This window comes from Kistimonas asteriae (genome assembly GCF_018263925.1).
In the GTDB taxonomy this organism is placed as follows: domain Bacteria; phylum Pseudomonadota; class Gammaproteobacteria; order Pseudomonadales; family Endozoicomonadaceae; genus Kistimonas; species Kistimonas asteriae.
Window position 1 is genome coordinate 13345 of sequence record NZ_JAEVHF010000024.1, and the last position, 15919, is coordinate 29263.

The following is a 15919-nucleotide window of genomic DNA, read 5'->3' on the forward strand; positions in this document are numbered from 1 at the left end:
CATTTGTTAATAAAAAACGGCAGGGAATTACGCCTAGGCCACTTCACTCAATACGTAGCAAAATCCGAAAAACAAACGCATTCCCCACGCATCACTGACAATAAAAAAAGATTCAGCCCCAAAACCGCCACCCTATAAATAACATTGATACCCCTCCCAAGTTTTAATGATTTCCCGGTGATTCCGGACGTTCCTATACTCGCACCACTCCTCCCTGGATTGTTTCGTGGAACAGGTTTCCCCTTTATCAAACCTGCTCTGGTGAATATTTATTGTCTTCAATACGGGACACAATAGATATTCATTCATGGCGACCTGTTCCACGCTTTTTTCTTCAAACCGGATTGATTGCCATGAATACTATGTCTGATGCAAAACGCTGGATTGAACTGAAGCAGAACACTCACATCTTCACCGATATCATGAATGCCCGTAAGACGTTGAAGCGTTCGACCTCCTGGGATGACATGACCAAATTCTTCCGTGAAGCGGATAAGCACCTGAAAGACTGAGTATTAATACCTATCAACGCTCGACTCTCACCTTGATAGGTATCAAAAACCCGAAAGCCTGATGCTCTATCATGATGCGCCTAACGATCCAAGAGGGGCGCTTCATGAGTATAAGGCTGGTCAACCGCGCAGAAAAAGAAACCTATACCTTCTTTGACAAGCGCGTCGTGCAGCCTGAACCAGAACTCTATTACCGTAGCGATTTCTCGATACTTTTTATTGAGAAGGGTGAAGGCGTCATCCAGGTCAACGGCCAGACCAGCGAGTTTTCTGAACAGAATATCATCGTCATTGGACCCTATATTCCCCACCGTATTGTTTCCGCTCACGACAGCCTGATCACAGCCATTGTGTTCCGCATGAAAGCCATGGGGGAAGACTTCATCAACTGCTGCCAGCTCTCCCACATTCGCTCTTTTCTGGAACGCAGCAGTTACGGCCTGAAATACAGCGGCTCCGCCTGCAGGAAAGCCTTCCGGATTGCCGACCGGATTGAGAATACCTTTGGTTTCCGGGAAGTTATCAACCTGTTTGAAATCCTGGATATCCTGTCGCTGTCAGGCAATCACAAAATACTCACGAACGAGCCGGTTTCTACCCCGATTATCGACAAGAACAAGCAGATGATTGACCGGATCAAGCACTATATTGAGCAGCACTCACAGGATGTCATCTATGTTGAAGCGCTCGCCCAGCAGTTCAATATGGCGGAAAGCACGTTTATTCGCTTTTTCAAAAGTAATGCCGGTGTCTCATTCACCAAGTACCTGAACCGGGTACGAATTGATAAGGCCTGCCATCTGCTCACCACCTGCAGCGACACCATTGCCAGCATCAGCGCTACCGTGGGGTATTCCAGCCTGTCCAATTTTAACCGGCAGTTTCGCTGTATTATTGGGACAACGCCGCGGCAGTACCGATGTTCGCTCTGTGCATAGAACCCCGAATAACGCATTACAAACAGAAGCATATAGGCATAAAAACAACGAAAAATTGAACAACCATGTCGTGGTCATTCCAAAACAGGCAGGTGTACCGTGTTTGCATGAACAATAAGCAGTCGAAGGATGGTCACCATGCATCAGCTGTTTTTCACACAGACTGGCATGATGTTGAACACAGCAGGTTTCACCAGATCTGCCCTTACGACTGCCTGCTCGCCATTCCCCTCACTGATAACCAGAAAGTCATCATACGTTTTCCTCGGTACAACCCTGCACTCTGACTCTTATCAGGAGAAAGCCTATGTTTACCGGCTCGTGGACGCTTGACTGGTTCTTTGTACTGGCCGTCATCCAGATCGGCCTGCCTGTCCTGTTGTGGATAAAACGTGAGGCCGATGGCGTCAAGGGAATAGGAGAAGCCTGACCTGACAACCGTTTTAACTGCGTGAATCACACCCCAAAAACCTATCAAAAACAGTGATCACGACGCTCCTCGACAAATACCAATAATTGATCCGGTACTGACTGGCGGTTGGCTGTATGTGCCCGTCCCGTCATGGTATCCGAGAGGAGAGATCCTGTTATGCCCGAAATTAACTGGACGAACTGGCTGATCCTGATGGCATCGATCATGGTGCTGATCGGCATGGGTTACTACACCAACAAGAAAATCGTACACGGCTCCGACGGCGAAGGAGGCTTCCTGCTGGCAGGACGATCCCTTGGCCCCATCATCGGCGGCGGCACCATTGTCGCCACCGGCTTCAGCGGCTGGGGATTCATGGGCTCACCCGGCGCCGCCTATGCGTTCGGTACCACAGAACTGCTCGGTAACTTCTTCTTTGGTTTTTCTCTCGTCATCGGTGTGTTGTTCTTTGCCCGGTTTCTGTATCGCCGCGGCGTCAAAATGGGCGCACTGACCATTCCCGAATTTATTGCCAAAAACCATCCCGGCGATGAGCGCATGCAACGAATTCTGCAGGGAACGGCTTCCGTGATTACGGCTGTGTTGTTGAGCGTTTTTCTGGTCGGACAGATCAAGGCACTGGGAATGCTGGGCGGCAGCTGGCTCGGTATTCCGCTGGAATACGCCGCCGCACTCATGGTGCTGGTGATTGTCATCTACACCAGTATGGGCGGCCTGGCAGCTGTCGCCTGGACCGACACCTTTATGGTGATCTGCATGACCTTCTCGGCCATCTACATCTGCTTCCAGATGTTCACCGATATCAGCCTGTTCGAGATGATCGACCAGCTGCATGTCATTGACGCCAACCTGGTGAACCCGGCCACCGCCAATCCCTACGGCAGTGCCCCTTTCCAGATCTTCTACCTGCTGCCTTACACCATCCTGTTTGCCTGTGTGCTGCCTTACCAGTCCATTCGTCTGATGTCGTTCCGCCCGGATGTGAAGGCGCATCATGTTGCCATGGTGGTTGCCCCGATCGGCCTGATGCTGAGTATGATTCCGTTCGTCGGCCTCTACATGCGCATCAAGTTCCCGGAACTGGCCGTTGCGGATGAAGCCATGCCCATGTACCTCAAGCACTTCATGCCGCCGATAGCCTCTGGACTGATTACCCTGTTCATCCTGTTTGCTATGCAGTCCACCGCCAACTCTGTCCTTCTGGTGGTGTCATCCTCGCTCTCTCATGACCTGCGCAAGGCCATCAAGCCCGAATCAAAAATCTCCGACAAGCAGGCCATCACACTGAACCAGGCCACTGTGGTCATCATTGGCCTGATCACCATGGCCATGATGCTGTTTGCCCCACCCTTCATGCTGAACATGATCGCCATCATGGGTACCGGTACCTTAATGGCGTCGTTTGTCGGTCCGGTACTGGTCAGCGTGTTCTGGAAGGGCACAGCCAAAGGTGCGCTGGCCGCCATCATTTCCGGTTTCGGTATCAGCGCTGGTCTGCTGGTCTTCAGTGACCTGGGCTGGATTGAGCCGCCCATCTACGCCGCGGTCTGTTCCAGCATTATTTATGTCGTTGTCAGCCGTTTCACCCGGACGGATCCGGTAAGGAGCAAAGACACCGAAAGCGTCGCGCATCACCACAATGCCAGACCACTGGCGCATTAAACCCCAGTTTCCGGACGGACAGTCCGTCCGGTGCGTTATTGATTGATGTATTGGAGTCGGCTTTATGAAGCTTCAGATTGAGGATATTCATGTTCATCAACTGGCGTTCGGCTCTCCCGGACGGGTTGAAGAGGAAACGGTCTACATTGACCGGGAAGCGGTGCTCACGTTTATCCGGGAACTGGATACGCATATCACGGAAGTCCGGCTGGATATCGCCCAGCCCGGCGACAGCATCCGTATCATGCCGGTCAAGGATGTGATCGAGCCACGGGTGAAGATGGACGGCAAAGGTGTGATGTTCCCCGGCATCCACGCCGATGAAAACGAGATGGTCGGTGAAGGCGTCACCCGGGTGCTGAAAGGCATGGCGGTTGTCACCACGGGTAAAGTCGTGGGTTTTCAGGAAGGCGTAATCGACATGAGCGGCACGGGCGCGGATTACACCCCGTTCTCCAAAACCCGGAATCTGGTGATTACCTGCGAAATGGATGATGCCTGCACCGCCCACGAGAAAGAGGCCATCCTGCGCAAGGTCGGCCTGGAAACCGCCTTGCTGGTCGGCAAGTTGGCGCTGGAAGGCGTGCCAGATGAAGCCGCCGTTTATGAGTGCAAATCCCTCGCTGAACAGGTGCTGGAACATCCGGAACTGCCCCGGGTCGGCTACATCTATATGTTGCAAAGCCAAGGCCTGATGCATGACACCTACCTCTATGGTGTCGATGCTAAGAAGATCCTGCCCACCCTGCTCTCCCCCACGGAAGTGATGGATGGCGCGCTGATCAGCGGCAACTGTGTGGCGGCGTCCGATAAAGTCACCACCTACATGCACCAGAACAACCCGGTCATCCATCAACTGCTGAAACACCACGGCACCCGCTACAACTTCGTGGGCGCCATTGTCACCAATGAGAACGTCACCCTGCAGGACAAGGAGCGTTCCTCCGCCTTTACCTGCAAGCTGGCGCGTCAGCTGGGGCTGGACGCGGTCATCATCACCGAGGAAGGTTACGGCAACCCGGATACCGATCTGGTGATGAACTGCAGCCGCCTGGAAGACGCCGGTATTGAAACCGTCCTGATTACCGACGAATTCGCCGGTCGTGACGGTGAAAGCCAGGCCCTGGCGGATGCCACTGACAAAGCCGACGCACTGGTTTCCTGCGGCAACGGTAACCCCACCGTGGTTCTGCCCCCCATGGACACCATTCTCGGCCACCAGAACTGCGCTGACACTATCGTCGGCGGCTTCACCGGCAGTCTGCGGGAAGATGGCAGCATCTGCATGGAGATACAGGGCATCATCGGCGCCACCAGTGCGGTGGGATTCCACAACCTGGCAGCCCGCGAAGGCTGATCTTTCCGGAGAACATGCAATGAAAGTACTGCACTACATCAACCAGTTCTTCGGCCAGAAAGGCGGCGAAGAAATGGCCCATATCGGCATGGAAATGGTCGAGGGATCGGTAGGCCCCGGCGTCATGCTGGCCAAGCTACTGAAAGACAAAGCGGAACTGACCCATACCGTGATCTGCGGGGATTCCTGGTTCAATGAAAACCAGGCGGTTGCCTGCCAGGGTATTACCGAAATTCTGGAACAGCTGAAACCTGACCTCGTGATTGCCGGCCCAGCCTTTAACGCTGGCCGTTACGGCATGGCCTGCGGTGCCGTGGCAAAAACCGCGAAAGCGCTCGGTATTCCTACCGTGACCGGCATGTACCCGGAAAACCCCGGTTTTGACGTGTTCAAAACCTCGGTCTACTGCGTGGAAACCGGCAACAGTGCCGCCGCCATGCGTACCGCCCTGCCCGCCATGGCGGAACTGGCAAAGCAGTATATTGTGAACGGAGACTTCGGTTACCCGGAAGAAAGCGGCTACATGCCTCGCGGTGTACGGGTGAACTACTTTGCTGAACGCAACGGCGCCGAGCGGGCTGTGGATATATTGCTGGCCAAGCTGGAAAAACGCCCGTTTACCAGCGAATTCCAGATGCCGGTATACGACAAAGTGGCGCCACAACCGCCTGTTGTTGATTTGAGCAAGGCGACCATCGCGGTGATTTCATCCGGCGGAGTGATTCCGAAAGGTAACCCGGATCGGCTGGAATCCTCCAGCGCCTCCAAGTTTGGCGCCTATGATATTGCCGGCCTGGAACGCCTGGATGCGGAACACTGGGAATCCATCCACGGTGGTTATGACCCGGTCTACGCCAATGAAGACCCCAACCGAGTTACCCCGCTGGACGTGATGCGTGACCTGGAACGGGAAGGCAAGATCGGCAAACTGTACGACAAGATTTTTGTCACCGTCGGTACCGGTACGCCGGTCTCCAACTCGGAAGGTTTCGGGCGGGATATCGCCATGCTGCTGCAGAAGGCCGGAGTGACCGCCGCCATCCTGACCTCCACCTGAGGCACCTGCACGCGTTGCGGTGCAACGATCGTCAAGCAGATTGAAAAAGTCATGCCGGTAGCCCATATCGCCACGGTCACCCCGATATCCCAGACCGTCGGGGCCAACCGGATCATCAAGGCCAAGGCCATTCCTCATCCTCTCGGTGACCCGACCCTGTCACCAGTGGATGAAAAGACCATGCGTCGGAAGATGGTTGAGAAGGCGCTTGCTGCGCTGACTACGGAGATCGCGGAACAGACGCTATTCTAATGTATTGAAACTTTGTAACTCTGGGGAAGCATGTAGTAAATACACGCTTCCCCGTAATATTGTTTTTCTGCATTAATACTCATTCAAACAAATAATACAGGGTAAATAATATTCATCATAAATAACGCTAATAACAACACTACACCATTGAACACTTTGCATTAATTATACATGGCATCATGAAAACACCCTCTTGCCTATCAGAACCAAAACACTTTGTATTGTATGGTTATTTTTCATTATTTATTAAGGTGGATCTATTTGCCACACTCTACTTAACACGGTAACACTACCAGGGAACATAACCTGACGTGCATCTTCAAGTTTAGCTCTTATCAATGAGTTATGTTCTATCCCTTCATGATCGATTTCCGTCATATATCCGATTCCTTTTTCTTTCAAAAGAAAACTCAATTTTGCATGCTTATCATCCCCCCAAGCGAACTGGGCATTCGCAGCCCCAAGGCGAACAGGTTTTAACAACACTATTTCAGTACCAAATGTGTCTGGCTTTGTTGTCCATTCAGCATTGGCAGTCTCCGCCGAGAAAACCGTACATGATTTATCTGCTACAGATTTATCTAATGACACAGCGTCTGCTTTCAAATGTTGTCGGCTATAAAGATATTTTACATTTTCTTTAAAATACCCATTAGATTCATCGAATCTCACACTATCCATTTTTAGAGAAAAGCTTGTGCCATCACTCTCGGCTTTTAACTTGTCTGAAACATATCCTAATAGCTGCCTGGAATCTTCATTACACTCATGCATTTTATCTTGATCTTCTTTCTTAAATTCGTGATAGACAAACCTATTGTATAGTTCTTTATTTTGCACTTCGGACATAGCTTTAGAAAACTCAAGTAATTCCGATGCTTTCTTCGCTGTAAATACACATTCCACACCTTTCATTTCAAATTTTATATCTCTCTCTTCTACAGTATTCCATATGTTTTCACCATCCGGTGTTGTTGTTTGTTCGCTAAGGATAGGAGTTCCGTCATGTAAAAATTCGTGTGCCTCTTGAGTAAAAGAGCTCACCTTAATCTTAACATCAGCTTTAGAAGAAGAGTCATCCATCATCACAAGATCTAATCCAGAACACTCAACCGTTGAATCGAATCTCCTGTTGGCTTTTAGCGGTGCATCAGTCATTTCAGTTCTAAATCCCGCTTTCTCAATCGTACCTGCTATCGCTTTAGATAAGTGAAGCTGTGCTTGGTGACCCAAGCGTGAACACATACTCGTCGTAAAATTCAAACTATCTTTTAAAAATGCAATATCTGTCTCTGATTTTTTCTCATCTACCATAAGATAACTAAAAACTTCTCTGGTTATAAAAGCAGTCTGATTGCATAAATCACATACAAACTCTTGCAGATCTCCTAAAGCATTGATAGTTATTTTCTCAGAAGATCCCTGGAAAACCATAGTATCTTGATCTGCTCGACCATATTTCTGCTCGATGTCCAGCTTAAATTTCTGCAAAGATAATCTGGCATCATGCGACTTATCCACACCAGCAACCATTAATTCCAACTCACCGATTTTTATTTGATACAAACACTCATTGCCTTCATCTGTATCTAGCCCTAGTTTTTTAATCTGATTAAAGATACTGCCGGCAAAAAATGGAATAAAATCTAAATTCCCACCTATTTCAATGAATCTTGTTATTATTTCGGCTAACCAACCATTACATGAAAATTCAATATCATGAACCGATAAACAGGCAGTAACACTTTTACCCTCGTCATCAAATGAGGGTACCTTAACCTCCAGGATTAGGTCGCAGCCCAGTTTCATCTGTAACGTATCATCATAACTGAAGTGACACTTCTTTAAAATTACTGCAGCTGTTTGCAAATGCACCCTAATACCAGGGTGCATAATCAGTAATGGATCCAATGCTAATGATCGGTGCCTAAATTTTTCAAACGCTGTATTAAACGCTTCTAGTTTTCTTTTTTGTTCTTCAATAACTGAGTAAGGTGACTCTTCTGCCATCCTGAAAAATTTTACGGCTGCACACTTCAGTTTTTCAAGTGGTGTTGCTTTAAACGCCATAGTAGCTGCTTGAGTTGATTCATCACTTGCTGTAACAATCAATGCCTTATCCACTTTTTGTTGGGCATCTTTTAGCTTGTCTATTGTTTTACTCAACCCATGTTTTGCGAACAGGCTGCCTATACTAAGCCAAAAATTGAGGGCTTTTTTTACTATATTGCAGGTTGTTTTTATACAAGCCTCTTTTCTATGAGGAACACTATAATCCGTATCATCCAGCTTTTCGGAAACGAGTGGTGGGCCATCATAGGCATGAAATACCCCCTCCTTCTCTAAGCGAGAAAGTCCCAAGTCCATCGATAACTTCATTGCGCCTAAAAGAATAAAAAAGCTACTTTCATCCCCTTTAAGCTTTAACGATTCAAGCAGTCTCTTCAATTCAGGCTCATCGTCTAATCTATCCGAATCAGCAGCACCTTCTTCGGAAACTTTTGCCTCTGATTGAGCACTGACTCCGCCTTCTGCTCCCAGCATCAGAGGTTCAATAGTTTTTTCCTTATCTGTAGGATACAAACTCTCATGCTCACTCGCTGTTACAAGATGACTTGGTGCTATCTCATCTAGTCCCTTTGTGGACTCATCAAAGGCTTCTACTTTTCTGGGTTCTTTACTATAAGTATTGTCAGTAGGTCTGGATACAGACTCTCCATCAGATAAATCCATTTCACTTAAGTGAATTAAACCGACAGGTTTAGCTGTCCTCCCGTGAAAATCAGCTGTACCTTTCTCCTTCCCATTTTCATCACTTGAACCATCACTGACTTGCAATGAATAACTTTTTACTGCTCCCGAAAGTGATTCTGCTGACATAATAAAAACACCTGATTTCAGTAGATAATAAATAAATAGATATTACTTAATTCACCTAAAAATATGCGTAACAATCCTGTTAGTTTTTCTAACATATTTGAAGAATTTGGTTTTTTATAACTAAAAGAAATACAAATTTTGTGAAGTAAAACTAACATTAAGCTAATAAAAACCTGAGATTAACCAGGCAGGGTATTAAGCGGTTACTATGTGGCTTGAGACATAAAAGCCACATCAAAGTGCGGCATTACCAAATATATAAATCCAGCAAGTTTTATTAACGTCGTAAAAAATCACATTAACCTATCTGATACAATACAAGCGGCACTTACTTTTTATTATTAACGAATTGATCTCTATCCTGTTAGGGGTATCCGCAGAGATAAACACCCATTATTTCAAGCCTTTCAAGATCCGCACAAACAGCAGGATGATCTGCACCGCTTTACCCCAACCAACTAATACAGCTTCAGCAACAGATATGTAGATAGTACGAGTCTAAATATACATTTATCAAACTTATCTCCATTATCCAATGCTATATCTCCCATGCCCGACTTAACACACTAACTGAACCATTAAAAAGAAATCCAAATGTTTCTTCAAGCTTACCTCTTACCAATGGGTAGTGTTCTACGTCCTCTGCATTCGTCATATATTTCATTTTGTTTTCTTTCAAAACAACACTGAATTTTGTATGATTATCATCTCCCCAGTTGAAATCAGCATGAGCTACACCGACACGATCTGGTTTTAACAGAGCTACCTCAGTACCAAATGAATCTGGATTTGTTAACCAATCAGCATTGGCAGTTTCTGCAGTAAAAATCCTACATAGTCCTGTTTCGCCAGACTTTTCTAATTGTAAATCTTTTGAGTTAACTAATAGATGACAATACAAGTATATTGGATTCTCTTTAATATAACCTCTATATTCCCCAATATCCATACGATCTACTTTTAAAGAAAGCCTTGTATCATCACTCTCTCTTTTCAAATTATCCGTCATATACTCTAATAGCTTTATAGTACTTTCCTTACATGCATGAATTCTATCGATATCCTCATCTTTAAACTTCGGCAACATAAAGCGGTTGTATAATTTTTTATCTTTAACTAATAACATTGCAGTAGAAAAATCCAATACTCCCTGCAATTTCTTCACTGTAATAGTACCTTCTAGTCCCTGCAGACAAGATTGACTATTAGATTGCTGTACACTAGTCCATGTTTCTCCATCCGCTGTTGGCCGCTCACTATAAAAAGGAGTTACATTATGTAAATAGCATTCTGTAGCATTAATAAATGAGTCCGCTTTTATTTTAACATCTGGCTTAGAATCTCGAGCCTCCATCATCACAAGCTCTAAACCATTAATACTTAATGTAGAAGTATACGTTCTTTTTTCTTTTAAGTATGCGTATGTCCAATTACCTGTAAATGTTGCATCTTCAAAAGAAGCAGTCATTGATTTAGGTAAATGCTGATTCACTTGATAGCCCACGCGGGCGCATATATCAGTCGTAAACTTTAGTGTGTCTCGTATATCCTCATCATCTTTTTCTGTTTTTTTCTCATTACCAAGAGCATAAGTCGAAACTTCCTTTGCTATATAAGCAACCTGTACACACAAGTCGCATATAAACCCTCTCAGATCTCTTAAAGCCTCAACCCTTGTATTACCGACAGAGGCTTTACAAGTTGCAGTCTCCAGGCATTCTGGAGGAAATTTATGTTCCATTCCTATTTTCAGTTTTTCCAGATAGAGTTTTGCATTATGAGACTCATCCACACCATTAACCACTAAACCCAATCTTTCACATTTAACCTGATAAGAGCATTTATCACCTCGATCCAGATTGTCACCTAGCTTTCTTATCTGACTAAATATCCGAGAGGCAAATGTTGGTACGAAATCTATATCTCCTCCTAGCTCAACGAATCTTGTTATCAATTCAGCCAACCAGTCATTACAGTCAAATTCCGCATCATGAACAGATAAACTGGCACTAACGCCTTTCCCCTCTTCACCCAATGAAGGTATTTCAAACTCGAGGAATAGATCACAGATCAACTTCATCTGTAACGTTTCATCGTAACTGAATTGGCATGTTTTTAACGTTAACATTGTATTTTTTAAATGCCCCCTTATTCCAGGATGCATAACAAGCAATGGGTTCAATATTAATGATCGGTTTTCAACTTTCTCAAACGCTTTATTAAACTCTTCCAGTTTTCTTTTTTGTACTTCTATCACTAAATGAGGAGATTTCTCTGCCATTCTAAAAAAAGTAACGGCTTTCTGCTTTATTTTATCAAGTGTTGTTATTTTAAAAGCCATAGTGGCTGCTTGTACACTTTCATCTGTTGCTGTAACAATCAATGCTTGGTCTACTTTTTTTTGCTCCTCTTTTAGAATGTGAATTATTTTTATTAAATTATGTTTCTTAAACAGCGAGCCAATATCATGCCAAAAGTTGAGAGCCTTACCCGCTATATCACAACATGTTGCTATACAAGCCTCTTTTCGATGGGAAACACTATAGTCCGTATCATCTAGTTTTTGAGAAAATAATGGTGGCCCGACATAGTCATCGAACATCCCCTTCTTCTCTAGGGCGGATAATTTATGATCCATCCATATTCTCATTAACCCTAAAAGAATAAAAAAGCTATTCTCATTTCCTTCAAGCTTTAAGGACTCAAGTAGTCTTTTCAGTTCAGGTACGTCATCTAAAGCATCCTCACCAACACCTTCTTCAGAAACATTTTCCTCAGTTTTAACGTCTATTCCTCCTTCTGCCCCCGCTCCCATTGATTCAACCGTTGTTTTAGCTAGACTAGCTGAGCTTTTATGCTCGCTGATGTCTTCATCATACGCCAATGTCCTAACATCATCTCGATTAGTATCATCTATATCACTGCTGTGACTTCCATAAGCTTCAACTCTGCTGATTGTTTTTTCATAACCTTCTTCTAAAGACTTGCTTTTCGATTTATTACTGGCTAATTCCATGCTCCTCAGCTGTTTGGTGGGGTATACCTTTGACGTTTTTTTTCTCTGAAATTTACCAGCTTCACTCACGTCTTTTTCTTCGCCTGAGCTACTGCCAGAGCCTTGTGAATAACGTTTTGTCGCCCCTTGTAACGATTCTGTAGACATAATAAAAACACCTGATACTTTTAGATATTAAAAGTATCGATATTACTTATATTTATATAAAAATTGCGTAACAATCCTGTTTACCTTTCTAACAATCCTAAAATATATATTTTATAAAGTGAGTATCCAGAAGGTTTTACCCACTAAATATCAATAATATTAACGTGTGATAATCTATAACTCGCTTAAAGGAATACTTTTTATTTTTATTAAAAATACCTGTCAGCAGATTGTTAGAAATAATGATCGATTAAATCAACAATAGTGTTCATTTAGCATTGCTCTCTCATTTTTTACTAACATTCTGTCCCAAAATCTCACATTAAAACATCCGACACAATGCACGCGATATCTGCTTTTTTTGTAGTCACAAATATATCTCTCGCTTCCTTAATCATTCCAGGATTCCCACAAAGATAGATATCCATACTTTCCAGCGATTCAAATTCCTCACAGACGGCACTGATGACCTGTCCGACTTTGCCAGACCACTCAACGGATGCTGTTTCAACAACAGGCACATAGGTGAACTGTTTGTGGCGCTTAACCAAACCAGCCAACTCACTATCAAAATAAAGATGCGCCTGATAACGCCCTCCCCAATAAAGAAAGACCTCTCTGTCAGGGAAATGTACCAGGCTATATCGCAGAATACTTTGAATATAAGAAAACCCTGTGCCACCGGCGATCAATAACATCGGCCGGTCACTCTTCTCCCTAAGCCATGCACGACCATGAGGCGCATCAATACGAAGGCGCAGGCCTTGACGGTAACGGTTGTTTAGATATTCCAACACTTCATCAAGATAACGGCTCGGCTCGGCACCACCAACATGCAACTCCAATCGATTGGAGCCGTCATGAATACTGGCAATGGAGAAAGCCCGTCGTGTTGTCTCATCCATCAGTAAATAAAGGTATTGCCCGGGTTTATGATCAACCCTCTGTTCAGCCTGCAAGATCACTTGATATACCGCTGGCCCAACCTGTTTTATCGTTTCTACAGTACAGTACGTCATTATCTGTCCATATCATGGCCGGTAAGTAGTACCGGCCATCTTCCTGTTAGTGCTTCAGAATTCCCTTCACATCCACCCGTTTGCCGGAGGATTGAATGGTCTTGTCGATAGTGATTTCCAGCTGAGCCAGTTGTTCTGCCACAGGCTCGGTCAGCGTGATGTTTTCAATCACAAAGCAGCCGTGCTGCTCACAGCGTTTATCGAACATCTGATGTTCTCCGCCATGCCCGCCGATGCCATAGCTGTCGATCACAATAAAGGCTGGTGATTCCGTCAGAATCTGATCCAGTACTAGGCTATCCAGTACTGTGCGGGTTTTCGCATATATATCATTGCCATAGCCATTGCGTTCCAGATTCCCGGTATAAAGTACCAGCGCCTTGCCTGACAGACTTAACTGAGTAATGTTGTCTGCGGTGGGCATACCGCTACGGCAATCCAGCACGACGGTTTCTACACGATAAAAAGCCTCTTCAGGTTCACGGGTATAACAGTCAATATGGGTACCAATATGCCCCATGGCGCTGACAGCATCCGATTGACGTTTGGCCCACTGATAGGCCGGATGGTCTTCAGTGAGTTCAAGGGAAAGGGTGACAGGTTGCATGGTTTTCGTCCGCTCTATCGGTAATAAGGTTGATGCGGCACAGTGTAAGATGCGTTTTGAAGGCAGATTACAACCATCAGGACAAAAACTATCGCTAACAGGACAACCTTCGTCTTCTGATTATCCTTCACTATAAAAATCACATAACCAATTGATTTTAAGGCAAATGTTAACTTCAACCATATGACTGGTATGTTTTCTTATCCGTAAGAATCAATAAGTTAACAAGGTGAATGATGGGTTCAGGTATTCAAAAATACGGTAATAAAAGCCCTTTTCCTGGCACCACCACTAGCCATCACAACTCTGAGAAAGGCACTTTTAACCCGTTCAACGCCGTTTTTTCATAACCAAACGCACAGCCCAATCGAAAAAAAATACCTATCAAAGTCGACTCAGTATCGATTTTTGACCCAAATCAATGTTCATAGAATAAACAGCATTTTCTTGATATTCGTGAGCATTAAACAGGTAAGCCCTGGCAGTTTTTTTGTAGTTTACCGCCACCGAAAGCGTAGGATAGCACTCAACCCCGGCACGGATGGCAACATCAACACCGGGAAGCAAAAAACTGCCGGACAGTCGTTGCATGATAAATAACCGGCAGTCGTGAACAAAAGCGCAGCATGGATTTCATTTTTTATCGATTTTTATCGATTAAAAATACGGGAAAGTATTGCCCGAAGAATCCGGGCCATAAACGACACGGCTTCATTTTTTACCCGAGGGTAAACCGTCCAGCCGCGGGCTATGGCGACAGCGCACAGAGTGTTGATTTGTTCGGACAGTGAACCACTGCCCGATCCGATAAATGACGCTAGCTAATGTGTTAATTGAGGAGTATTTCCTGTGACTCAAGATACTATTGTCAGCTCCTGGAACGACTTTGACCCTCTGAAGCACGTGATTGTCGGCCGCGCCGACCACTGCTGTGTACCTCCTTCAGAACCCGCTGTAGACGACAAAGTTCCTGTAGACAGCAAGATGAAAGGCATGTGGGGTCCCCGTCCGCTGGAGACCGTTGAAGCCGCCAATGAACAGCTCGACGGCTTTGCCAAACTGCTCGAATCCCGTGGCGTCCGCGTTGACCGTCCTAGCCCTATCCAGTGGAACCAGTCCGTTCAGACCCCTGACTTCCAGACCTCCTCCATGTTCGGCTGCATGCCTCCCCGTGACGTTCTGTTGACTGTGGGTAAAGAAATTCTGTCTGCCCCCATGTCCTTCCGCTGCCGCTATTTTGAATACCTCGCTTACTGGCCGCTGATGGAGCAATACTTCCGCGAAGATCCCACCTTCCGCTGGGAACAGGCGCCTCGTCCCCGCCTGACCGATGAGTCCTACCGGCCGAACTACGGCATGGGCAAGCATGCTATGACCATCGAAGAGCGTCTGGAAAAAGTGGCCGCCAAGGAGTTCGTCACCACAGAAGTTGAGCCCATGTTCGACGCGGCTGACGTCATGCGGATGGGTAAAGACCTGTTCGTCCAGCACGGCCTGACCACCAACCGCACCGCAATGGAATGGCTGCAGCGCCACTTCCACGACCACCGTGTCCACGCCGTTAACTTCCCAGGCGACCCCTACCCGATCCACATCGACGCCACCTTCGTTCCACTGCGTCCCGGTCTGTGCATCAACAATCCTCATCGTAAGATGCCGGAAGAACAGCGCAAGATCTTCGCGAAGAACGACTGGGAAATCGTCGATGCAGCGATGCCTGCCCACGACAACCCACCACCGCTGTGCTACTCCAGCACCTGGCTGTCCATGAACTGCCTGGTACTGGATCACAATACCGTCTGCGTCGAAGCCAGCGAAGTCCACCAGATGGAACAGATGGACAAACTGGGTATGGAAGTCATTCCTGTGCCTCTGCGCGACGCCTACGCCTTCGGCGGCGGCATCCACTGCTGCACCGCGGACGTCTATCGCGAAGGGTCCTGCGAAGACTACTTCCCGGTTCAGGTGCCTGGCACCCAGATCCGTCCGGTCGAATAAGCAAGATAACAGGAAAGCGCTTCGGCGCTTTCCTGGTTTTG

The 15919-nt window shown here is 46.3% G+C and carries 12 protein-coding genes; 7 read left to right on the forward strand and 5 right to left on the reverse strand.

What is annotated here, in order from left to right:
• Positions 1-353: 353 nt before the first annotated feature.
• From KHS78_RS20160 to KHS78_RS20180, 6 genes are all read left to right on the forward strand, one after another.
• Positions 354-512, forward strand: coding sequence for a hypothetical protein (locus KHS78_RS20160; protein WP_211830670.1), 159 nt, complete (start codon positions 354-356; stop codon positions 510-512).
• Positions 513-616: 104 nt separating this feature from the next.
• Positions 617-1450: a helix-turn-helix domain-containing protein gene (locus KHS78_RS20165; RefSeq protein ID WP_211830672.1), complete on the forward strand. Its 834-nt coding sequence runs from the start codon at positions 617-619 to the stop codon at positions 1448-1450.
• A gap of 307 nt (positions 1451-1757) precedes the next feature.
• The gene (locus tag KHS78_RS22530) at positions 1758-1880 is read left to right on the forward strand and encodes a hypothetical protein (RefSeq protein WP_281417122.1); all 123 of its coding nucleotides are present in this window, start codon (positions 1758-1760) and stop codon (positions 1878-1880) included.
• 159 nt (positions 1881-2039) lie between these two features.
• Positions 2040-3545: a sodium:solute symporter family protein gene (locus KHS78_RS20170; protein WP_211830673.1), complete on the forward strand. Its 1506-nt coding sequence runs from the start codon at positions 2040-2042 to the stop codon at positions 3543-3545.
• Positions 3546-3609: 64 nt separating this feature from the next.
• On the forward strand, positions 3610-4902 hold the full coding sequence (locus KHS78_RS20175; RefSeq protein ID WP_211830675.1) for a glycine/sarcosine/betaine reductase component B subunit: 1293 nt from the start codon (positions 3610-3612) through the stop codon (positions 4900-4902).
• Between the two features lie 19 nt (positions 4903-4921).
• Positions 4922-6211 (forward strand): glycine/betaine/sarcosine/D-proline family reductase selenoprotein B, encoded by a 1290-nt coding sequence (locus KHS78_RS20180; protein WP_281417123.1) that lies wholly within the window; start codon positions 4922-4924, stop codon positions 6209-6211.
• A gap of 246 nt (positions 6212-6457) precedes the next feature.
• On the opposite strand, the gene KHS78_RS20190 is transcribed toward KHS78_RS20180, so the two are convergent.
• From KHS78_RS20190 to KHS78_RS20210, 5 genes are all read right to left on the reverse strand, one after another.
• Positions 6458-9091 carry a hypothetical protein gene (locus KHS78_RS20190; protein ID WP_211830679.1) on the reverse strand — a complete coding sequence of 878 codons (2634 nt, stop codon included), beginning with the start codon at positions 9089-9091 and terminating at the stop codon, positions 6458-6460.
• Positions 9092-9629: 538 nt separating this feature from the next.
• Entirely contained in the window at positions 9630-12254 is a 2625-nt protein-coding gene (locus KHS78_RS20195) for a hypothetical protein (protein WP_211830681.1), read from the reverse strand.
• Positions 12255-12571: 317 nt separating this feature from the next.
• On the reverse strand, positions 12572-13273 hold the full coding sequence (gene fre / locus KHS78_RS20200; protein WP_211830683.1) for an NAD(P)H-flavin reductase: 702 nt from the start codon (positions 13271-13273) through the stop codon (positions 12572-12574).
• Between the two features lie 46 nt (positions 13274-13319).
• Positions 13320-13880 carry a cyclase family protein gene (locus tag KHS78_RS20205; protein WP_211830685.1) on the reverse strand — a complete coding sequence of 187 codons (561 nt, stop codon included), beginning with the start codon at positions 13878-13880 and terminating at the stop codon, positions 13320-13322.
• A 384-nt stretch (positions 13881-14264) separates the two neighbouring features.
• A complete protein-coding gene (locus tag KHS78_RS20210) occupies positions 14265-14471 on the reverse strand; it encodes a hypothetical protein (RefSeq protein WP_211830686.1) in 207 nt (68 codons plus the stop codon).
• A gap of 258 nt (positions 14472-14729) precedes the next feature.
• On the opposite strand from KHS78_RS20210, the gene KHS78_RS20215 reads away from it, so the two are divergent.
• Entirely contained in the window at positions 14730-15878 is a 1149-nt protein-coding gene (locus KHS78_RS20215) for a serine/threonine protein kinase (RefSeq protein WP_343216947.1), read from the forward strand.
• The last annotated feature ends 41 nt before the right edge of the window (positions 15879-15919 follow it).